Annotated in this window: 15 protein-coding genes; 7 read left to right on the forward strand and 8 right to left on the reverse strand. The window is 35.4% G+C overall.

Annotated features, from left to right (window positions below; all coding sequences use genetic code 11):
* Positions 1-262: 262 nt before the first annotated feature.
* Complete coding sequence (locus QLS65_RS05075) at positions 263-1,300, forward strand: aldo/keto reductase (protein WP_282715607.1); 1,038 nt, start codon at positions 263-265, stop codon at positions 1,298-1,300.
* 48 nt (positions 1,301-1,348) lie between these two features.
* Here the strand turns inward: QLS65_RS05075 and QLS65_RS05080 are convergent, their stop codons facing one another.
* From QLS65_RS05080 to panC, 8 genes are all read right to left on the reverse strand, one after another.
* Complete coding sequence (locus tag QLS65_RS05080) at positions 1,349-3,316, reverse strand: transglycosylase domain-containing protein (protein ID WP_282715609.1); 1,968 nt, start codon at positions 3,314-3,316, stop codon at positions 1,349-1,351.
* Between the two features lie 199 nt (positions 3,317-3,515).
* Complete coding sequence (locus QLS65_RS05085) at positions 3,516-3,950, reverse strand: hypothetical protein (protein ID WP_282715611.1); 435 nt, start codon at positions 3,948-3,950, stop codon at positions 3,516-3,518.
* Between the two features lie 43 nt (positions 3,951-3,993).
* Positions 3,994-4,398: a hypothetical protein gene (locus tag QLS65_RS05090; RefSeq protein ID WP_282715613.1), complete on the reverse strand. Its 405-nt coding sequence runs from the start codon at positions 4,396-4,398 to the stop codon at positions 3,994-3,996.
* A gap of 174 nt (positions 4,399-4,572) precedes the next feature.
* Complete coding sequence (locus tag QLS65_RS05095; RefSeq protein WP_282715615.1) at positions 4,573-6,216, reverse strand: carboxylesterase/lipase family protein; 1,644 nt, start codon at positions 6,214-6,216, stop codon at positions 4,573-4,575.
* Positions 6,217-6,251: 35 nt separating this feature from the next.
* Positions 6,252-7,613, reverse strand: coding sequence for a DNA repair protein RadA (gene radA, locus QLS65_RS05100; protein ID WP_121343219.1), 1,362 nt, complete (start codon positions 7,611-7,613; stop codon positions 6,252-6,254).
* Positions 7,613-8,761, reverse strand: a complete 1,149-nt coding sequence (locus QLS65_RS05105) for an alpha/beta hydrolase (protein WP_282715617.1) — start codon at positions 8,759-8,761, stop codon at positions 7,613-7,615. Before QLS65_RS05105 ends, radA begins: the two co-directional genes overlap by 1 nt.
* 302 nt (positions 8,762-9,063) lie before the next feature.
* Complete coding sequence (gene panD / locus QLS65_RS05110) at positions 9,064-9,414, reverse strand: aspartate 1-decarboxylase (protein ID WP_121343221.1); 351 nt, start codon at positions 9,412-9,414, stop codon at positions 9,064-9,066.
* Positions 9,415-9,428: 14 nt separating this feature from the next.
* Positions 9,429-10,277, reverse strand: a complete 849-nt coding sequence (gene panC / locus QLS65_RS05115; RefSeq protein WP_282715619.1) for a pantoate--beta-alanine ligase — start codon at positions 10,275-10,277, stop codon at positions 9,429-9,431.
* Between the two features lie 108 nt (positions 10,278-10,385).
* Here panC and QLS65_RS05120 point away from each other — a divergent pair, with 108 nt between their 5' ends.
* The 6 genes from QLS65_RS05120 to atpD all read left to right on the forward strand — a co-directional run bounded on the left by QLS65_RS05120 (position 10,386) and on the right by atpD (position 21,141).
* Positions 10,386-11,192: a glycogen/starch synthase gene (locus QLS65_RS05120; RefSeq protein WP_282713314.1), complete on the forward strand. Its 807-nt coding sequence runs from the start codon at positions 10,386-10,388 to the stop codon at positions 11,190-11,192.
* 20 nt (positions 11,193-11,212) lie between these two features.
* Positions 11,213-12,814 (forward strand): BamH family beta-barrel-assembly machinery protein, encoded by a 1,602-nt coding sequence (gene bamH, locus QLS65_RS05125; protein ID WP_282715621.1) that lies wholly within the window; start codon positions 11,213-11,215, stop codon positions 12,812-12,814.
* A 6-nt stretch (positions 12,815-12,820) separates the two neighbouring features.
* Positions 12,821-14,668, forward strand: a complete 1,848-nt coding sequence (gene glmS, locus QLS65_RS05130; protein ID WP_282715623.1) for a glutamine--fructose-6-phosphate transaminase (isomerizing) — start codon at positions 12,821-12,823, stop codon at positions 14,666-14,668.
* A 391-nt stretch (positions 14,669-15,059) separates the two neighbouring features.
* The gene (locus QLS65_RS05135; RefSeq protein ID WP_282715625.1) at positions 15,060-17,867 is read left to right on the forward strand and encodes a TonB-dependent receptor domain-containing protein; all 2,808 of its coding nucleotides are present in this window, start codon (positions 15,060-15,062) and stop codon (positions 17,865-17,867) included.
* A 28-nt stretch (positions 17,868-17,895) separates the two neighbouring features.
* Positions 17,896-19,374 (forward strand): SGNH/GDSL hydrolase family protein, encoded by a 1,479-nt coding sequence (locus QLS65_RS05140; RefSeq protein WP_282715627.1) that lies wholly within the window; start codon positions 17,896-17,898, stop codon positions 19,372-19,374.
* A 255-nt stretch (positions 19,375-19,629) separates the two neighbouring features.
* Entirely contained in the window at positions 19,630-21,141 is a 1,512-nt protein-coding gene (gene atpD / locus QLS65_RS05145) for a F0F1 ATP synthase subunit beta (RefSeq protein ID WP_035668832.1), read from the forward strand.
* The last annotated feature ends 26 nt before the right edge of the window (positions 21,142-21,167 follow it).

A 21,167-nucleotide genomic window follows, 5' to 3' on the forward strand; every position in this document is an offset into this window, starting at 1 on the left:
ATTAAGAAATTAAGAAAATTAAGTTTTGATCCTTAATGAAACTTAATTTCTTAATGGTTAAAAAAAGAACCTTTTCTTATTCGCAAATCTGCTAATTTCATCTTTCGATGGAAGGTTTCGATTGGCGAATTAGCGGTTTTATTTTTTTAAATATCCCGTTTAGTCATAAATAAACGTTTCTCAATTTTCTGTTAACTGTAAATTTAAACCACAAACTAATTTTATCTTTGTTTTCGAAAAATAAAATACAATTTCCTTAAAAATGAAATACACTACTTTACCCAATACTGATATAAAAGTCAGCAAAATTTGCCTTGGAACCATGACTTTTGGGCAACAAAATACGGAAGCTGATGGTCATGCCCAAATGGATTATGCTTTAGAAAACGGAGTTAATTTTTTTGACACTGCCGAAATGTATTCGGTTCCAGCGCGTCAGGAAACTTATGGAAGTACAGAAAAAATTATTGGAACTTGGTTCAAAAAATCAGGAAAAAGAGAAGAAATAGTCTTGGCTTCGAAAATTGCCGGACCCAATCCTAATTTTGGCTACATGAGAGAGAAATTAGATTTCTCACCAGCCAGTATCAAGTTTGCATTGGATAATAGTTTACAACGCTTACAAACGGATTATATTGATGTGTACCAATTGCATTGGCCAGAACGCAAAACCAATTATTTTGGACAACGAGGTTTCAAAGTGCAGGATGATGCTTGGGAAGATAACATTCACAATGTATTGGAAACGTTGGACGGTTTTGTCAAAGAAGGAAAAATAAACCACATCGGACTTTCAAATGAAAATCCATGGGGAATCATGCGTTTTCTAGAGGAAAGCAAATACAACAATTTACCAAGAGTAAAAACGATTCAAAATCCATATTCGTTATTGAACAGACTTTTTGAAAACGGTTCGGCCGAGGTCTGCCTTAGGGAAAATGTGGGTTTATTGGCGTATTCGCCAATGGCTTTTGGAGTTTTGTCCGGTAAATTCCTTACTGGTGAAGCGCATCCAAATGCCAGAATTAAGTTGTTTCCGCAGTATTCCAGATACAACAGCGCACAATGTACTGAAGCTACAAGATTGTATCAGGAAATCGCCAAGAAAAATGGACTGACTTTAACGGAATTGTCTTTGGGATTTATAGAACAACAGCCGTTTGTAACCAGCACGATTATTGGCGCGACAACATTGGAACAATTAAAAGAAAATATTGATACGATTCAAGTGTCACTTTCGGATGAAATTCTAAAAGCAATTGATGAAGTGCAAGCCGTGATTCCTGATCCGGCACCGTAAAGTAATAAACCCTATCACAGTTCAAAACTCTGATAGGGTTGTTTTTAATTAAAGATCAAATTCTTCGTCAACGGATAAAGAATCCACTTTTATTTGCGTTGAATCTTGTACTTTGAATTTGATAAAAGATTTCGCAGGTCCTGAAATTAGTATGGGTAAGGATTTGTAAATAGTGTCTTCTGGAGTCAAAAGTCCTCTTCGAAACATGATATTCGTTAGAAAAGATTCTTGTTTTACTGCAAAATCTTTCAACATCCCTTGATCGTTGAATTGGTACATGAATTTCTTGGGACTTGGAATAATTCGGGCGAGATATAAGCATTCGTTCAGCGATAATTCCGAAGGTGTTTTTTGGAAATAAAACTGACTTGCTTCACCAATACCATATACATTTGGTCCCCATTCGATAATATTAAAATATACTTCGAGCATGCGTTCCTTGCTCACAATTCGGTTGTTTTCCAGAATGTAAACCAATAAAATTTCCTCCAGTTTGCGGGATACGGTTTTCTCTCGACTCAGAAAAGCATTCTTTACTAATTGCATGCTGATCGTGCTGGCGCCACGGGAAAACTTTTTGGTTCTTATGTTTTTGACTATGGATTGTTTGAAAGCCTCGCTGATAAAACCACGATGCGAAAAGAAAGAAGGATCTTCTGTAGTTAAAACGGATTTTCTTAAATACGGTGAAATTTGGTCTAATGGCGTATAATTTGGATTGGCAGAACCAACTAAAATAGGACGTTGCAACACATTTTTTATAAGTGCGCGATACACAAATTCTCCATTGAGTTTGTTGAGATTCGCTTCGCCGTATTTTGTAATTTTCAGATTTTCTTTCTTCAATTTACTGTCAAAAACCAGCTGATTCGGTTTGTTTTGGTTGAAGGCAAAATCCAATTTGTAATCAAAAGTACCGCTCGCTTCCATTCCTTGAAAGTGGGTGAATAAACCGTCAGGTAGCGAGGTGATAAAGTCCTGCGCTTTCATTTTTGGAATAGTAACCTTGAGTTTGTAAATCGTATCTTTTTCCGTTTCGTAAGCTACGTAAGGATGAAATTTTATCTTGTTCAACTGAACTGTTGAGCTGCTGTCAATCGAAATAAAATCAGAACCCAATAAGAATCGATAATCAAATTTGGCATTCTTAAGAATAACATCTTTGCTGGCAATTTTCGGGTGGTTGAGTTTTAAATTGGCAATAGCCATAAAGCCATCAATATGCAATTCGTCGCCATCTCTATCTATGTTTTGAATATTCAATCGAATAGAGTCAAAGCTTGATTTCAGGTTGAAACGCTCGTCTAAATAAGGCATTTGGATGGCACCCGAATCAATATTGACGAAACGGATATCGGCTTTTTTGTTTCTTGGATCAGCAAACCCTTTGATTCTCCACCGTTGTGAAATAGTATTGGTCTGAACTTGAATGGATGTTTCTAGTTGTTTGTTGACCAATCGCAGTTTTTGGAAATTAATGGTTGCTTTTTTACCGTTATCGTTGAGTCGAAAAGAAAGATTGTCCAAGATCATATCCGTAGGGACTAAATTCAGTGCTTTTGAGATTATTCTGTAGGCAAACTGTGCGTAATCTCTTTTCTCGTCGCTTATTTCCGTTTGGTTGTCTTTTTTTAGAAAAGCATCAAAATTCCTCAATTTTCCTTTTTTTACTAACTGGACAAAACCGTTCTGGACTTCTAAAGTTCCAAGTTGAACATCTCCCGTTATGAGATGCCATAAATTGACGCTGGTTTTTAGTTTTTGGATTTTAAAAAGCGTGTCTCTTTTTTTTGGAACCAGTATTATTTCGGTAAGATTCAAACCCGATAATCCGTCAAAAGAAGCTTTTTTTATCGTAAAAGAGCTGTTGTAATCCACTTCCATTTCATTAGAAACTTTTGCTATTGTTTGTTGTAAAACGGCATCTCGAAAGATATAAAAAGCAATAATTAAAGTGACAAATAACACAAAAAGTATTTTTGCTGCTAGAATTAATTTTTGTTTTCCGGTTTTCATAAACAGTTTAATAAGTAATACAATCTAAAATACAATGCGTTTGGAATCTCGGCCATAAAGAAAAGGAAAATAATACTAAGGGAAAGATTTTTATGGTTTTCTTTAGAATATTGATTGAGGAAAATGATTTTTTAAATAAAAAAACTACAACCATAAAGCGTTGTAGTTTTTAAATTATTACGTAGCAGCTAAATTTGCTTTAGGGTTTTGGTTCTTTATATTCAAAAGGGTTGTAAAAGCGTCTTACTTTTTCCACAATCTGGTTTAAGGTCATTTTATCCGCTGTTTCTACGACTTTTAGTTTTCCGGGTTCAATTAAATGATCCGTCATTAATTTTTGTTCCAGTTTAGTTTTGGTTTGTGCGGGACCAAAAACAATAAGTTCATCCGATTTTTTGACATAAGACAGCACTGATTTTATAAAATAATTCAGCTCTTGTTTTTTTCGGTCGTCAAATTTTTTGTCGCTATTGCCATGATGAAGTCCTGAGAAAGTTCCTTTATTACCTTCGTCATTATGATGTACGCTGTTTTCAACCTCAGAATCTATTTCGGTAATTTTTTCTGTATCACCATCAAGAGCAACAATTATTGCTTTTGAGGAGTCTATCCAAATGCCAGTTTGTCTTTTCATGTCTTTGATATTTTAAATTAAAATAGATTGTTTTTTGCTGTTTTTATTGCAACAGAATCGCGCTTAGTTGACTTATTAGAATGTGTTCTGATTTATTTTTTCCTGAAAATGAAGAAGCGATGGAGTTGGCAGTTTTTAGAATTAAGGCATTAATTTCTGGAGTGAACAAATGTGGGTGTTCTGCTCTGAAAATTTTAAAGTCGGGAAACACTTGTTCCAAATCCCATTCATTGGCGACAAGCCAGTCAAAAACAATCTCAATTTCATAAGCGGTATCGTCGCCAAATTCATTAAAACTATTTTCCAGCGGAAGCCATTCGGTCTTTATTATTTGTTTCAGTTTGTTGATTTCTTCTGTACGAATGGTTTTGTCTATGGCCGCAATAGAATAGAACACTTTGCCTAAGTGTTCATATAAATGAGTCATAGTTTGGTGTGAAGGTTTCATTTTTATTTTCGTAAAGTGTTGTTAGACACAAAGTTACGAAAAATAATGAATTCCTTTGCTGCTTTTTCTTTTTAATTGAAATAAACAAAAATATAATTATTTGATTTTCAGTTTTTAACAAAAAAAGAGGAAGCCTTTTTTAGTGACTTCCTCTTTTTTGCAGCGGCAGAAAAATTATTTTTTCGAATATTCTTTGTCTAAAAATAAGTATCGGGCGTCGTTCTCTGCTCGTACTGATTTTGAGACTAAATCGATAATCATGATTTCGGGTTTTTCTTCATTTTTTGACATTGGCCAAACCGGAAGTTTATCACTATTTGGATTTCCAGTTTTAATAAAGTTGGCAAAATAATTCAGCATCGTTTCTGAAACTGCATAATCAGATTCTGTCCAGGCATAGTCTTTATTTCCGGCTAAATTACCCATTGCATATTCGATTTCGGCAGAGTGTACTGCTCCTTTTGGTATTGGTGCTTTTGGAGTGTTTGAATTCTTTTTGATGACACCGCCAGCAAGGCCAGCTTCAAGACTATTGTCTCGCATTTTTGGTCTAGGATGTGTGTAATAATAGCGATATACTGGTTGCGTGCTGTTTTTTCGATGCAAATCAAACCATTTCCAGGTGCTGTAGGCGATAAAACGGTCACCCGATAAATCGGTGGCGGATTGCTCTGTTACTTCCAGAGTTCCTGTTGGATATAATTTCAATACTTCATCGGCTTTTTTGCCATACAATTCTTTTACTTTTTGAATATAGGTTTCATTACTGATGTCTTTTCCGGCTGTCAATGCTCTGTAAGTCATTTCTTCGGAGTTCCATCCTAATAATAGAGGAATCATAGCTTGTTGTTTGGCTTCAAAAGTTTCAGGTAGTGTTTTGGTTAAAAAATAACCGTCAATGGTAGTTTTAAAAACGCCTAAACTGCTTCCTAACGATTTTTGGTAAAGTTCTAACGTAGACATTTCACGAAGATTTTTTAAGGAAGTTGCTCCGATTTTTTGGGCATATTCAAGGCCTGTTTTTTCGGCTTCGGCCAAAGGAACCGGTGCTAATGTTGGGAATATTGAACCACCGCTTTCGCCAATAGCTCCTGCAATAATTCCTTTTGATAAAGGAGAAGCCATTTGTGCACTTACGGCAATAGAACCCGCTGATTCTCCTGCAATAGTTACGCGTTTTGGGTCACCTCCGAATTTTGAAATATTGGCTTGTACCCATTTTAAAGCAGCATTTTGATCTAATAATCCGTAGTTTCCAGATGCACGATTCGGTGATTCTTTGGTCAGTTCCGGATGGGAGAAAAATCCCCAGATTCCCAATCGATAGTTTACGGTTAGGGTTACTATTCCTTTTTTTGCCATATTCTCACCATCATAACGACTTTCTGAGCCATCGCCTGCAGCAAAACCACCACCGTAGAAATACACTAAAACCGGTAATTTTTCATTGGCAGATTTAGCAGGAGACCAAACGTTCAGGTACAAACAATCTTCGCTCATGCCATCACTTCTAAAACCCATATCGCCAAAAACATTAGATTGAATGGCTCGTGGTCCAAATTTTTTGGTTTGTTTTACTCCAGTCCAATTGGTTAAAGGTTGAGGCGCTTTCCATCGTAAATCACCTACTGGTGGTTGTGCAAACGGAATTCCTTTGAAACTTTGAATGTTTGTCTTTATGTCAAATTCTCCTTCAATAGTTCCGTTAGCAATAGTGAGTTGAACGGGGAAAGCATTTTGATTTTCGGCTTGTTGCGCTTCCGAAAAGAAAGGAATGAGCAACAGCAGTATTCCGATACAGTTTGTTTTTAGATTCATAGTGTATTATTTTATTTGTTTTTTTGACATTATATTTATCCAAATAGTTCACTCGCCACATCTTCAATTTTGGCTACCAATCGTATTTTGATTCCGGTATTTTTCAATGCAATTTTATTGTATTTGGATACGAAAATGGTCGAAAAACCTAATTTTTCTGCTTCCTGAATGCGTTGATCCACACGGTTTACCGGACGTATTTCGCCTGAAAGTCCCACTTCGCCGGCAAAGCAAAAATCTTTATTGACTGCAATATCTTCATTCGAGGATAAAATGGCGGCTACAACAGCCAAATCTATCGCCGGATCATCTACTGAAATTCCTCCCGTCACGTTCAGGAAAACATCTTTGGCGCCAAGCCTGAAACCGGCTCTTTTCTCTAAAACGGCCAGAATCATATTGAGTCTTTTCGCATTATAACCCGTCGTGCTGCGTTGCGGTGTTCCGTAAACTGCGGTGCTTACCAAGGCTTGGATTTCAATCATCAACGGGCGCATGCCTTCTAATGTTGACGCAATTGCAGTTCCGGATAATTCTTCATCTTTGTGTGAAATCAATATTTCGGATGGATTCGAAACTTCTCGCAATCCATTGCCTAACATTTCATAAATACCAATTTCGGCAGTGGAACCAAAACGGTTTTTTAACGAACGTAAAATGCGGTATACGTGGTTTCTGTCGCCTTCAAATTGTAAAACCGTATCGACCATGTGTTCCAGGATTTTTGGCCCTGCAATGTTTCCATCTTTGGTAATATGACCAATCAGAATTACGGGAATATTGGTTTCTTTGGCAAACTTGATCAGTTCGGCTGTGGTTTCTCTAATTTGAGAAATACTGCCGGGAGTGGATTCAATATAATCCGTATGCAAGGTTTGAATGGAATCGATAATCACGATTTCCGGTTCAATGGCTTCAATTTGCTTGAAGATATTTTGGGTTTTGGTTTCAGTAAGAATATAGCAATTGTCACCGCTTGGCGTGATTCTTTCGGCACGCATCTTTATTTGTTTCTGACTTTCTTCGCCCGAAACATATAAGGTTTTATAGGGTAACTTTAAGGATATTTGAAGTAAAAGCGTGCTTTTTCCAATGCCGGGTTCACCACCCAAAAGAATCAAGGAACCAGGAACGATTCCGCCACCCAATACGCGATTAAGTTCGGCGTCTGTAGTGTCCATTCGAATTTCCTGAGCCGAATCAATTTCGTCTATTCGTAACGGTTTCGGTGCTTTACTGCTGGTAGTAGTTTCGCTTTTCCAAGCTGTTTTTTCCTGTTTTTGGATAATTTCTTCCGCAATGGTATTCCATTCTTTACAAGAATTGCATTGTCCTTGCCATTTTGCATATTGTGCGCCACAGTTTTGGCAAAAAAAAGTTGTTTTTACTTTCGACATTATTTTTTTGGTGTTTGGCTTGTCATGTCATCGTATTTTTCCATCATCATGTTTTTTGTAAGGTCGCCAATTTCCTCTAATTGAGAAGCACTTTGATAGCGTTTTGCCGCTTTTTTCGGGTCGCCCATTTTCTCATACATTAAACCCATTTCATAATCGGCAAGCATTGACTTTGGATAATTTTTATTGGCAATTTCAGCTAATTTATCCAATTCAGGATAGGCTTTATTTTTTAGGATTGCCGCTTCAATGGCTTTGAAATCGTTTACACGAATAGGTATTTTTAAACCTAAACTTTTGGACAAAGCAGCATATTTATTGGTCAAATAATCAACATAACCGGATTGTAACACAGCAATTTTTTCGCTGTATTCAGTAGATGAAATGGGTTTGTAAGCATCAAAAAATTGGTATAAGGCATTTGGAATCGAGTACAGTACAAGCGAATAGTGTGATGCGCCTTTAAAATTATCAAACTTGTAATTTAATTCAGGATTAGCAACTTGTTTTATGTTCTCGTCCAGTTTTTTGATAGACTCTTGAATTTTTTTTATATCGCCATCTCCATTGGATTGATAATAAAAAATAGGTTGTTTTATATTTGAAAGTTTTTCTGGAATGATATTTTCCATTTCAGGAGCCAGTTCCGGGCTTAATGAAATATATCCATTGAATATAGGATTGTCTTTGTACAGAAAAAAGTTTAAAAATCCCGCCGTAGTGTCGTGTCCTGCAATGATTCGAAATGGTGCAACTGGGTATTTTTTTTCGATATAAGGAAGTAACTCGGCGCCAATAAACTCAAAGAATTTTGCGCCTTTTCCGGAAGGAACTCCATCTGCTTCATCATAAGTGCTGTCGTCAAAGCGTTCGTTATTTTTGTTTTGGCTTATGCCAACGACAATCATTTCGGGTAGATCATCCCAATAAGCACCGTAATTCAAAGCACCGTAAAATGGGTCAAATAAGTAATCGCCATCGAGTAAAATAAGTATCGGATACTTTTTATTTGGGTTTTTTTCGAAAGAAGGCGGAAGTCCAATTGTGATTTCACGGCTTTCGCCCAAAGCGTTTGAATCGAATGGTATGATGGTTTTTTGTGAAAATGCTGTAATAGAGAAGAATAAGAATAGTAGTAGTTGTTTCATAATGTGGAGCGTTTAGAAATTGAAGTACACCTAAATAAGACAGCAATATAATACTTTATTTACTTTTATTTTAAAAACAAGAAAAGTTAAGGCACCAGAATTGCACTTGCTTTTTAGAAAAATAAATAGGATTTAGGGAGTTGAAAAATGCGCTAAACAAAAAACAATTGAATATCTGATTTTGAGTTAAGTAAATCAGATATTCAGTGTCTAGTGAAGTTAAATACTTTTACTTTGAGTTATAAAATAAGGAATTTATCTTTTTCAAAAAGTATATCAGTACGTATTTGTTCTTTGAAGAATTAGGTCAAAGAATTGTCATTTTCGTTAGGGAAAATAATCCACGGTTTGAAGGCTTTTGCTTCTTCAAATTCTAGTATTGCATACGAAATAATGATAATAATATCATCTCTTTGTACTTTTCTGGCTGCTGGACCATTTAAGGTTATGATGCCTGAGTTTTTTTCGCCTTTGATGGCGTAGGTGTCAAAGCGTTCGCCATTGTTGATGTTTACGATGAATACTCTTTCTCCTTCAATGATATTGGAGGCTTCCAGTAAAGCTTCATCTATGGTAATGCTACCGATATAATTTAAATCGGCGCCAGTTACTTTTACTCGGTGTATTTTTGATTTTACGACTTGAATTTGCATGCTACAAAAGTAAATTAATTTAATGAAATGGTATCAATCAATCGAATATTATTGACAAGTACCGCAATGAACGCACGGTATTTTTTATTTTTATTTTTTCGGGTACAAGGTAAAAGTGTTGCTTCATCGGCAATTACAAAATATTCCAATGTGAAGCGCGTGTTCTTGCTGAATGATTTTTGAACCCATTCTGAAATAGCGGTGGTGCTATTAGTCGCAAATTTTTCTTTTACAGCGGTTAATGTTTTATAAATAATTGCCGCTTCGTTTCTTTCCTCTGTTGACAAGCGTTCGTTTCTGGAACTCATAGCAAGATTGTTGGATTCTCTGTATATAGGACAGCCAATTACGTTTACTTGTAGGTGGTTTTTAGCTACCATTTTTTTGACAATTTGTAATTGTTGAAAATCTTTTTCACCAAAATACGCGTTTGTTGGTTCTATTATTTGAAACAGACGTTTTACAATTGTGCCGACTCCATTAAAATGACCAGGTCTGAATTTGCCTTCCATTTGATTTTCAAGACCGTCAAAATCGAAAGATTGAGAAAGAGGTTTCCCATCATAAATGTCTTCAACTGATGGTGCGTATAGAATTATATTTGGATTTAAAGCCGTAAGTTTTTTTACGTCTTCTTCTAATGTTCGGGGGTATTTTGCTAAATCTTCGGGATTGTTAAATTGTGTTGGATTTACAAAAATACTTACGACAGTATTTTCATTCTCGAGCAATGATTTTTGCATTAATGCCAAATGACCTTGATGTAAAGCGCCCATGGTAGGAACAAATCCAATAGTGGATTGGACGGTTTTTATTGATTTCAAATAGTCGATTAAAGATGCTTTTCCGTAGAAAATATGCATGGCAGTATTATTAAAATTAAATGCAAACTTACTATTTTAGTTAATAACTGCATAAAATTTTGTAATTTTGCGTGGTTTTTATTGCCAATAAATTAAGTAAATTACAATATGAAAGATAAGAGGATATTATATGTATCATCTGAAGTGGTGCCTTATCTCGCTGAAAATGAGGTCTCTTTAATGTCTTACGACGTGCCGAAAATGATTAATGATCAAGGTGGACAGATAAGAATTTTTATGCCAAGGTATGGAAATATTAACGAGAGAAGACATCAATTGCACGAAGTAATTAGACTTTCGGGGATGAATTTGGTAGTAAACGACTTGGATATGCCCTTGATTATAAAAGTGGCTTCCATACCAAAAGAAAGAATACAAGTTTACTTTATTGATAATGATGAGTATTTTAAAAGGAAAGCCACATTTGCTGACGAAGAAGGTGTGATGTATCCTGACAATGATGAACGTGCCATTTTCTTTGCAAAAGGAGTTGTTGAAACGGTAAAAAAACTCAATTGGGTTCCTGATATTATTCACGTTCATGGATGGATGGCTGCGATGTTGCCTATTTACATGAAGCATTTTTACAAAAATGAAGCCTTGTTTTCTGAGACAAAGATTGTCACTTCGGTTTACAGTCAGTCTTTTGATGGGACTTTAGATGTTGAAATGATTAATAAAGTGAAATTTGACGGTGTTCCTGATGATGCGATTTCAGATTTGGAAGTTCCAGACTATGAAAACATCATTAAGGCTACTATTAAACATTCTGATGCGGTGATTATAGCATCAGAAAACCTATCTCCAAGTTTAACAAAATTTATAGAATCTTCAGGAAAACCTTTTTTACCTTTCGCACCGAAAGATGCATTCGCGGAAGCGTATACTAATTTCTATAGAAACGAGGTTCTTTAAATTAAACTTTTTTATTAAATATGTACAATAATTCTTTTTTTAAGAAAATTCTGGTAGTTGCGAGTGTTGTTTTTTTATATTCCTGTGATAAAGATTATAATGAAATTGGAGGTGATTTAATTGGTGAAAACAATTTTGATCTCAAAAAAGAAACGTACAATGTTTTAGCTTACAATCAAAAAACGGGTCCTATACAATCAAATGATCTTGTGGTAAATCCTTTGGGAATTTATAACAATCCAAATTTTGGTGAAACAACGGCCAATTTTGGTACACAATTGACTTTGTCTGCAACCCTAACAACAATAAGTACGAGCCCTTATATTGAAAGTGTAGTTTTGACAATCCCATATTATTATGATGCGTCAAAAACGGTTACAAAAACTGATGGTAGTCATGATTATGTGTTAGATTCTATATACGGACCTGATAAGGCTGAGATGAAACTAAGTGTTTATGAGTCTGGATATTATATGAGAGATGCAGATCCCATTGGTGGGTTTTTGCAGCCTCAAAAATATTTCACAAATCAAAATGCTGAATTTGATAATGTTAAAAAACCAAATCGTTTGAATGACGACTCTAATTTAGCTCAAAACGATAAGTTTTTCTTTGATCCAGCAGAGCATGTAGTTACTACAACCGATTCAATTACAAAAGTAGTTACGACTACAAGAACTCCTCCGGGAATGCAATTGAATTTGAATAAGGGTTATTTTAAAACAAGAATAATTGATGCTGTTGGAGCTGGAAATTTGGCTACAAATGATGTTTTCAAAGAGTACTTCAGGGGACTTTATTTTAAAATGGAAAAATCAGGAAGTAGTGCCGGGAATTTAGCAATGTTAAATTTTAAGGCGGGAAAAATTACTATAAAATATAATGAGGATTTGTCAACAACAACTAGTGGTGTTACTACAATTACACGAGTTAAAAAAACTATAGTTTTAGACATGACAGGAAATTCAGTGAGTTTGTTGAATACTGATTTTTCGGGTAGTGGACTTGCTTATAATGCTTTGCCAAATACTGGAAATACAGCCGAAGGTGATGACAAATTATATTTAAAAGGTGGTGAAGGATCTGTGGCAGTGATAAGTCTTTTTAATACTCCGGGTGAATTAGAAGCTATCAGGAATAGTGGATGGTTAATTAATGAAGCTAATTTAGTTTTTCATATTGACGCTGCTGCTATGGCTGCTAATTATGAGCCACAAAGAGTTTATTTATATGATTTTAATAATAACCGACCTATTGTTGATTATTATTCAGATGCAACAACAAATAGTATTGATGTTAAAAAATCAAAAGTCATTTTTGATGGTAATATAAATACAAATGCTACTAGTAAAAGAGGAGTTACGTATAAAATTAGGGTTACAAATCAAATAAGGAATCTTGTTAAATATAAAGATTCAACCAATGTTAAATTGGGATTAGTAGTTACAGAAGATATTGCAACTATAGCTTCTCACAAATTAAGGACTCCAAATGCTTTTATTTCTGGAGCGCCAAAATCATCTGTAATGAATCCTTTAGGAACGATTTTATTTGGAGGTAAATCCACGGTTCCTGAGGATAAGAGATTGAAGCTTGAAATTTATTATACAAAACCTAATTAAAAAACTATGTGTGGAATCGTTGGATATATCGGTTATAGAGAAGCTTATCCTATAGTAATAAAAGGATTAAAAAGACTTGAATATAGAGGTTATGATAGTGCTGGTGTAATGTTGTATGACGGTGAAGAACTAAAACTTTGTAAGACAAAAGGGAAGGTTTCTGATCTTGAGGCGAAGGCTGCAGAAGCAATTACAAAAACTGGGACTATAGGAATAGGGCATACGCGTTGGGCAACTCACGGTGTTCCTAACGACGTAAATTCACATCCTCATCTTTCTAATTCAGGGGATTTGGCAATAATTCACAATGGGATTATTGAAAATTATGCGCCTTTAAAAGAAGAACTAATAAAACGTGGGTATGTTTTTCATTCAGATACAGATACTGAGGTATTGGTAAATCTTATTGAAGAGGTGCAAAAAAAAGAGAATTTAAAACTAGGGAAAGCAGTTCAAATAGCTTTGAATCAAGTAGTGGGAGCGTATGCAATTGCTGTTTTTGATAAAAAGACTCCTAACGAGATTGTTGCTGCTAGACTAGGAAGTCCATTGGCTATTGGTGTAGGTGAAGGAGAGTTTTTTATTGCTTCAGATGCTTCACCTTTTATAGAATATACTTCTAATGCTATCTATCTTGAAGATGGTGAAATGGCAAATATTAGATTGCATAAAGCCATGAAAATTAGAAAAATTAAAGATGATTCTTTAGTTGACCCATATATTCAGGAACTTCAAATGAACTTAGAGCAAATAGAAAAAGGTGGTTACGATCATTTTATGCTCAAAGAGATTTATGAACAACCAAGTGTGATAAAAGATACCTATCGCGGAAGACTACATGCTAATGAGGGTATTATTCAAATGGCTGGAGTTGAGGATAATTTAGAGAAATTCCTTAATGCTGATAGAATTATTATTGTGGCTTGCGGAACTTCATGGCATGCAGGTTTAGTTGCAGAGTATGTTTTTGAAGAATTTGCACGTATTCCAGTAGAAGTAGAATATGCTTCGGAGTTTAGATATAGAAATCCAATAATAAACAGTAAAGATGTAGTTATCGCTATCTCACAATCAGGAGAAACAGCAGATACTATGGCTGCCATAAAACTAGCCAAAGAACACGGAGCATTTGTGTTTGGTGTTTGTAATGTAGTGGGTTCTTCTATTTCTAGGGAAACACATGCAGGTGCTTATACACATGCCGGACCTGAAATCGGTGTCGCATCGACTAAAGCTTTTACCACACAAATTACGGTATTGACGATGATAGCTTTGCGTTTGGCGAAGGCCAAAGGAACTTTGTCAAATAGCGATTTTCATACGTATTTGCAAGAATTAGAAATTATTCCAGAGAAGGTGAAAGAAGCTTTAGAGACAAATGAAAAAGCAAAAGAAATTGCTTTGACTTTTAAAGATGCTCTGAACTGTCTTTATTTAGGAAGAGGGTATAACTTTCCTGTAGCTCTAGAAGGCGCTTTGAAGCTTAAAGAGATATCTTATATTCATGCTGAAGGATATCCTGCAGCTGAAATGAAACACGGACCAATTGCATTAATTGATGAACATATGCCAGTGGTTGTCATTGCGCCAAAGCAAGGACACTATGACAAAATTGTAAGTAATATTCAAGAGATTAAATCCAGAAGCGGAAAAATTATTGCCGTTGTAACTAAAGGTGATACACAAGTGCGTGAATTAGCTGACTATGTTATTGAAATCCCTGAAACATCAGATGCTTTGTCACCATTGATCACGACAATTCCATTACAGCTTTTGTCTTATCACATTGCGGTGATGCGTGGTTGTAATGTTGATCAGCCTCGTAATTTAGCAAAATCAGTAACAGTAGAATAAATTTTTATACAAAAGAGATTCACATTACAATATTTAAAAAAAGCCTTGGAAGATTTCTTTCGAGGCTTTTTTATAGAATAAGTTTTTTTGGATTGTGACTTCTTTAAATGCTTGAAAAGCGTAAAGAAAACGTTAAATTTCCTCAGCTTTATCACTTTTATCAAATATCTAAAAATTAATAATTTTTTTGTGATAAATGTATTTTTTATATGCATGCATAGTGATATTCTATTATTATTACATAATTTTTAACATATAACATTAAAAAATAAATAAAGAATAAGTGCGAATGAGGTAAAATAACTGATAAATATGAAATTTTTCAGGTGCTTTTTTATTAATATCAAAAATATTTGTACTTTGGCGTCATAAACCAACAAATTTTAACCCAATGAGAGTGTATTTACTTTTTTTGTCATTGTTTTTTTGTAGCCTAACTTTTGCTCAAAATTCAATTTCAGGTATTGTTACAGACAGTAACAACCAACCTATTCCTGGAGCCAACATTAAAATTGTTGGAGACACTTCAGGTGCGATTACCGATTTCGACGGTTCTTTTGTTTTACAATCGTCTAGAAAGCCCCCTTTTACAATTGAGGTTACGAGTGTAGGTTTTACATCTCAAAGAGTTTCAGTAACATCTTCCTCGCAAAAAGTTATAGTAAAACTTGTTGATGAAGAGAATAAATTAGACGAAATTGTGGTCTCTGCATCAAGAACCCCAGAAAGAGTTCTAGAATCACCAGTGACTATTGAAAGAATGGGTATTGCTGAAATTAAGAAAACGGCATCGCCATCTTTTTATGATGGATTAGAAAACATGAAAGAAGTTCAAATGAATACTTCAAGTATGTCATTTAAATCGATTAATACGCGTGGTTTTGCATCTGTTGCAAATACCCGTTTTATGCAATTGGTAGATGGTATGGATAACTCTTCCCCCTTGTTAAATTTTGTACTAGGAAACTTAATAGGTTTATCTGAAATTGATGTTCAAAGCGTTGAATTACTGCCAGGAGCCTCTTCTGCATTATATGGGGCAAATGCATTCAATGGTATATTATTTATGAACAGTAGAAGTCCATTTACAAGTGAAGGGATAACTGGTTATGCAAAATTTGGACAAACTTCTCAAAAAGCTGCGGGTACAAATGACTATATTGATTATGGTTTTCGTATGGCTAAGGCATTCAATAAGTATATAGCAGGTAAAGTAAATTTTACTTACATGAGAGGTACAGAGTGGCATGCAGTAAATTATGATGATAAAACACGTGTAGGGATTGATAGAAATACTATTAATTATGACGGTATAAATGTTTACGGAGATGAAGTTGCTACAAATATTAAAGGAGTTGGTCAAGCTTTAGCAGCTCAAAATTTGATTCCTGCTTCGGCAGTAAATTTACTTCCAAATTCTAATGTTAGTAGAACAGGATATAATGAAGTTGATTTGACTGATAATAGAGTTTCCAATACGAAAATAGATTTGTCTTTACACATTCGTCCATTCGGAGATGAAAAGTTAGAAGTAATTGTGCAAAGTAAATTTGGTTATGGAAATACAGTTTACCAGGGAGCCAACCGTTATTATTTGAATAATTTTTTTATGCAACAACATAAAATTGAATTCAAAGGTAAAAACTTCTTTTTAAGAGGTTATACTACAACTGAGGATGGTGGTCAGTCCTACGACATGTTGTTTACTGGTATTAATGTAAACAGAAAATGGAAAGATGACAGAACTTGGTTTGGACAATATGCTGGGGCTTACATACAATCAACGCTAGGAGGATTTACTCCTGAGCAATCACATGCACGTGCTAGAGCTACTGCAGATACTGGTAGATTGATACCAGGAACAAATGCATTTAAAAATGCATTTAATCAAGTTATTAATGACCCGAGTGTATTGTCGGGTTCAAAATTGGTTGATAATTCAAGAATTTACCACTCTGATGCAAATTATAATTTCAAAGATTTGATACAATTTGCTGAAATTCAGGTTGGAGGATCATATAGAGAATACGAGTTGAATTCATTTGGGCGTATTTATACAGATGCTGCTGGACCGATACGTTATGATGAATACGGTGTATACACACAGATAATGAAAAAATTAATGGATGATCGTTTGAAATTGACCGGTTCTATTCGTTATGATAAAGCGCAGAATTTTGATGGTAACTACTCTCCGAGAATTTCTGCTGTATATTCCGCAGGACAAAACAAAAATCATAATTTCAGAGGATCTTTTCAAACCGGTTTTAGAAACCCTACTACGCAGGATCAATACATTGGATTCAATGTAGGAAGTGCAATTTTACTTGGTTCAGCACCAGATAACTTGATACGATTTGTAGAAACTTTACCAATCGCAACTGCTGTAGGTCAGGGATTTGCCGGAGGTACATCGGTGACTATTAACGGAACAAGAGCATATGAAAATTCATATACCGCATCATCTGTCATTGCTTTTGCAGCTGCGGCTAATCCTGCATTATTGAGAAAAACAAATGCTGGTGTAGTTAAACCAGAAGAAGTAAAAGCTTTTGAATTAGGTTACCGATCTTTCATAAATAAAACTTCAATTGATGTTAATGGATACTATAACATTTACAATAATTTTATCGGAAACTTAAATGTTATTACTCCTTTATATGGAACTGCTTTTGATGGTGGTGGTTTAACTAATCCAGAAGGACCTAAAGCATTACATGCTTTGCAAAATGGAAATACAAGAACTTTTCAATTGTATACAAATACTCCTCTAGAAATTAAATCATTAGGATTTGGTCTTGGATTATCTAGAAAAGTGTACAAAGATTTTGAAATTGGTGTTAATTACAATTATGCTGAATTCGAATTTGATCAGTCAAAAGACCCTAGTTTTGAAGCTGGTTTTAATACGCCAAAACACCGCGTTAAAGCATCCATTGGTAATGAAAAGTTACTCCCAAATTTTGGATTTAATGTAAGCGGAAGATGGAATAGTGAATATTTATGGCAGTCTTCATTTGCTGACGGTACAATAGCTGCTGCTACAGTAATAGACGCACAATTAAATTACCTAATCCCTTCTTTGAAATCTACATTAAAGATAGGAGCTTCAAACATAGGTGGTAAAGAATATGGTCAAGTGTTAGGGGCTGGTTTGATTGGTCAGCAATATTTTGCATCATGGACAATCAACCCGTAATCATTCATTAATACTAAATTATAAAACGATGATAAAAAATTTCAAATGGTTATTATTTGCTTCTTTAGCATTTGTAGCGTGTGATAGTGAGGAAGAGGTGACAATTGACGCTAATTCATCTGATGGGAAGTCTTTAACCTCAGGTACGGCATCAGTATCCAAGTATGTAGCGCTTGGAGATTCTTATGCAGCCGGTTTTAGTGATAATGCATTATTCATAGCTGCTCAGCAAGGTTCATATGCAAATATTATTTCGCAGCAGTTTGCTTTAATAGGCGGAGGTGAATTTAAAACGCCTTTGATGGCTGATAACGTTGGTGGTTTGTTGTTGGGTGGTAATGTGATTCAAGGGCAGCGTTTGTTTTTTAATGGTACTGCACCTACTCCGGTTACAGGTATACCGTCAACAGAGGTTACTACTAAGTTAACAGGCTCTTTTAATAACATGGGTGTGCCAGGAGCAAAAAGTTATCATTTAGTTGCGCCAGGTTATGGAAATGTTGCCGGTGTTGCAACAGGGCAAGCGAATCCTTATTTCGCAAGGTTTTCATCTTCTGCCTCAACAACAGTATTAGCGGATGCCGTGGCACAAGCTCCAACTTTTTTTTCGTTATGGATTGGAGGGAATGATGTTTTGGGATATGCTACTTCAGGAGGTAGTGGAGTAAATAGAACGGGCAATTTAAATCCTGCTACTTATTCAAGTAACGATATTACTGATCCAAATGTATTTGCTAGCGCATTTAGTGGAATTGTAAATGCGATGACTGCTAATGGTGCAAAAGGAGTAGTGGCTAATTTGCCTTATGTGACTGCTTTGCCATATTTCACAACCGTTCCGTACAATCCAGTTGCTTTATCAGCTGCAGCCGCAGCACAGTTAAACGCAGGTTATGCAGCTTACAATGGAGGTTTGCAAGCAATGGTTAATGCTAATTTATTGACTGCGACTGAGGCAACTAGAAGAACAATAAATTTTAAAGCGGGTGCAAATGCTGTTGTAATAGTAGATAGTTATTTAACAGACAGGACTTCTTTTGGTATCCCGTCTTTTAGACATGCCACCGCTGAGGATTTAGTGGTCTTGCCAGCGCGAAGTTTTATTGGTACAGTAGTTGGTGGAAATGCTGCTGCTGTAAATGGAGTATCGGTTCCTCTTGCTGATAGCTGGGTTTTGTCAAAAGAAGAAATTGCAGAAGTAAAAGTTGCAACAGATGCTTATAACGTAACTATTAAGTCTATTGCTGATGCAAAAGGTCTTGCATTTGTGGAGCTAAAATCAGTTACGGATCAATTAGCTAATGGCGGTATAGTTTATAATGGTTATACAACTACATCCACATACGTAACCGGAGGAATGTTTTCATTAGACGGTGTTCATCCTAGCCCAAGAGGATATGCTATAATTGCAAATTTGTTTACTGAAGCGATCAATGCAAAGTTTGGGGCTAATTTTAAAAATAAAAATGTTGGTTTATACCGTATTTTGTATCCAGCAACGCTATAATAATTAATTGTAATAAATATTTTGGACAACCACCGCTTTACAGTAGGTGGTTGTTTATTTTGCGGATAGTACGATGTTTTCCCTTTTTTTAGGTCTATTCGTATGAATAATTAAATAATTCCTTTTTTTATAAAAAAATAATTGATTTTATATTTTAAAAAATTATCTTTGCGCTCTGAAAAAAGCATTTAATCGATACGTTTCGGTTGGTACTAATTCATAAACCTAAATAGCTATTTAATAAACACATAAGTAATGTCAAAAGTAATAGGAAAAGTTGCCCAGATCATTGGACCAGTAGTTGATGTAGTTTTCAACGGTAAGGATGTTGAACTTCCAAAAATTTATGATTCGTTAGAAATCACAAAAAAAGATGGTACTTTATTAGTACTTGAAGTACAATCTCACATTGGTGAAAATACAGTACGTACCATTTCGATGGACTCAACAGATGGTTTGAGTAGAGGTTATGAAGTAGTTGGAACAGGAAATCCTATCCAAATGCCAATCGGTGCCGATGTTTACGGTCGTTTATTCAACGTAATTGGAGATGCAATTGACGGTTTAGGTAATTTACCAAAAACTGGAGAAAACGGTATGTCTATTCACAGACAAGCACCAAAATTCGAAGATTTATCTACTTCTTCTGAAGTTTTATTCACAGGTATTAAAGTAATCGATTTAATTGAGCCTTACTCAAAAGGGGGTAAAATTGGATTGTTCGGTGGTGCTGGAGTTGGTAAAACAGTATTGATTCAGGAGTTGATTAACAATATTGCAAAAGGACACGGTGGACTTTCAGTATTCGCAGGAGTAGGAGAAAGAACACGTGAAGGAAATGACTTACTTCGTGAGATGTTAGAGTCAGGAATTATAAAATACGGTGATGAGTTCATGCACTCTATGGAAAATGGAGGATGGGATTTATCTAAAGTGGATATGCCAGGAATGAGAGAGTCTAAAGCTACTTTCGTTTTCGGACAAATGAATGAGCCTCCAGGAGCTCGTGCTCGTGTAGCACTTTCTGGATTATCTATTGCAGAATATTTCCGTGATGGAGCAGGAACTGATCAAGGTAAAGATGTATTGTTCTTCGTGGATAATATCTTCCGTTTTACACAAGCAGGTTCTGAGGTTTCGGCACTTTTAGGTCGTATGCCATCTGCGGTAGGGTACCAACCAACATTGGCTACTGAAATGGGTGCCATGCAAGAGCGTATTACATCAACAAACAAAGGTTCTATTACATCTGTACAAGCGGTTTACGTTCCTGCGGATGATTTAACTGACCCGGCTCCGGCTACAACTTTTGCTCACCTTGATGCGACTACTGTATTATCTCGTAAAATTGCTGAGTTAGGTATTTACCCTGCGGTTGATCCATTGGATTCAACTTCAAGAATTCTTACTCCTCAAATTTTGGGTGATGAGCACTATGACTGCGCACAAAGAGTAAAAGAAATTTTACAAAAATACAAACAATTACAAGATATCATTGCGATCCTTGGTATGGAAGAATTATCAGAAGATGATAAATTAGCCGTTTCAAGAGCACGTCGTGTACAACGTTTCTTATCTCAACCTTTCCACGTTGCTGAGCAATTTACAGGATTAAAAGGAGTTTTAGTTGATATCAAAGATACTATCAAAGGATTTAATATGATTATTGACGGTGAATTAGATCACTTGCCAGAATCAGCTTTCAACCTTAAAGGTACTATTGAAGAAGCTATCGAAGCTGGAGAAAAAATGTTAGCGGAAGCTTAAAATTAGTTTAAAGTTTAAAGTTTGAA

This window comes from Flavobacterium algoritolerans (assembly GCF_030010385.1).
GTDB classification, from domain to species: Bacteria; Bacteroidota; Bacteroidia; order Flavobacteriales; family Flavobacteriaceae; genus Flavobacterium; species Flavobacterium algoritolerans.

Bases quoted from the DNA above. Each gene is read 5' to 3' on its own strand.
- QLS65_RS05075 (WP_282715607.1), top strand. From the start codon at position 263: ATGAAATACACTACTTTACCCAATACTGATATAAAAGTCAGCAAAATT.
- QLS65_RS05080 (WP_282715609.1), bottom strand. From the start codon at position 3,316: ATGAAAACCGGAAAACAAAAATTAATTCTAGCAGCAAAAATACTTTTT.
- QLS65_RS05085 (WP_282715611.1), bottom strand. From the start codon at position 3,950: ATGAAAAGACAAACTGGCATTTGGATAGACTCCTCAAAAGCAATAATT.
- QLS65_RS05090 (WP_282715613.1), bottom strand. From the start codon at position 4,398: ATGAAACCTTCACACCAAACTATGACTCATTTATATGAACACTTAGGC.
- QLS65_RS05095 (WP_282715615.1), bottom strand. From the start codon at position 6,216: ATGAATCTAAAAACAAACTGTATCGGAATACTGCTGTTGCTCATTCCT.
- radA (WP_121343219.1), bottom strand. From the start codon at position 7,613: ATGTCGAAAGTAAAAACAACTTTTTTTTGCCAAAACTGTGGCGCACAA.
- QLS65_RS05105 (WP_282715617.1), bottom strand. From the start codon at position 8,761: ATGAAACAACTACTACTATTCTTATTCTTCTCTATTACAGCATTTTCA.
- panD (WP_121343221.1), bottom strand. From the start codon at position 9,414: ATGCAAATTCAAGTCGTAAAATCAAAAATACACCGAGTAAAAGTAACT.
- panC (WP_282715619.1), bottom strand. From the start codon at position 10,277: ATGCATATTTTCTACGGAAAAGCATCTTTAATCGACTATTTGAAATCA.
- QLS65_RS05120 (WP_282713314.1), top strand. From the start codon at position 10,386: ATGAAAGATAAGAGGATATTATATGTATCATCTGAAGTGGTGCCTTAT.
- bamH (WP_282715621.1), top strand. From the start codon at position 11,213: ATGTACAATAATTCTTTTTTTAAGAAAATTCTGGTAGTTGCGAGTGTT.
- glmS (WP_282715623.1), top strand. From the start codon at position 12,821: ATGTGTGGAATCGTTGGATATATCGGTTATAGAGAAGCTTATCCTATA.
- QLS65_RS05135 (WP_282715625.1), top strand. From the start codon at position 15,060: ATGAGAGTGTATTTACTTTTTTTGTCATTGTTTTTTTGTAGCCTAACT.
- QLS65_RS05140 (WP_282715627.1), top strand. From the start codon at position 17,896: ATGATAAAAAATTTCAAATGGTTATTATTTGCTTCTTTAGCATTTGTA.
- atpD (WP_035668832.1), top strand. From the start codon at position 19,630: ATGTCAAAAGTAATAGGAAAAGTTGCCCAGATCATTGGACCAGTAGTT.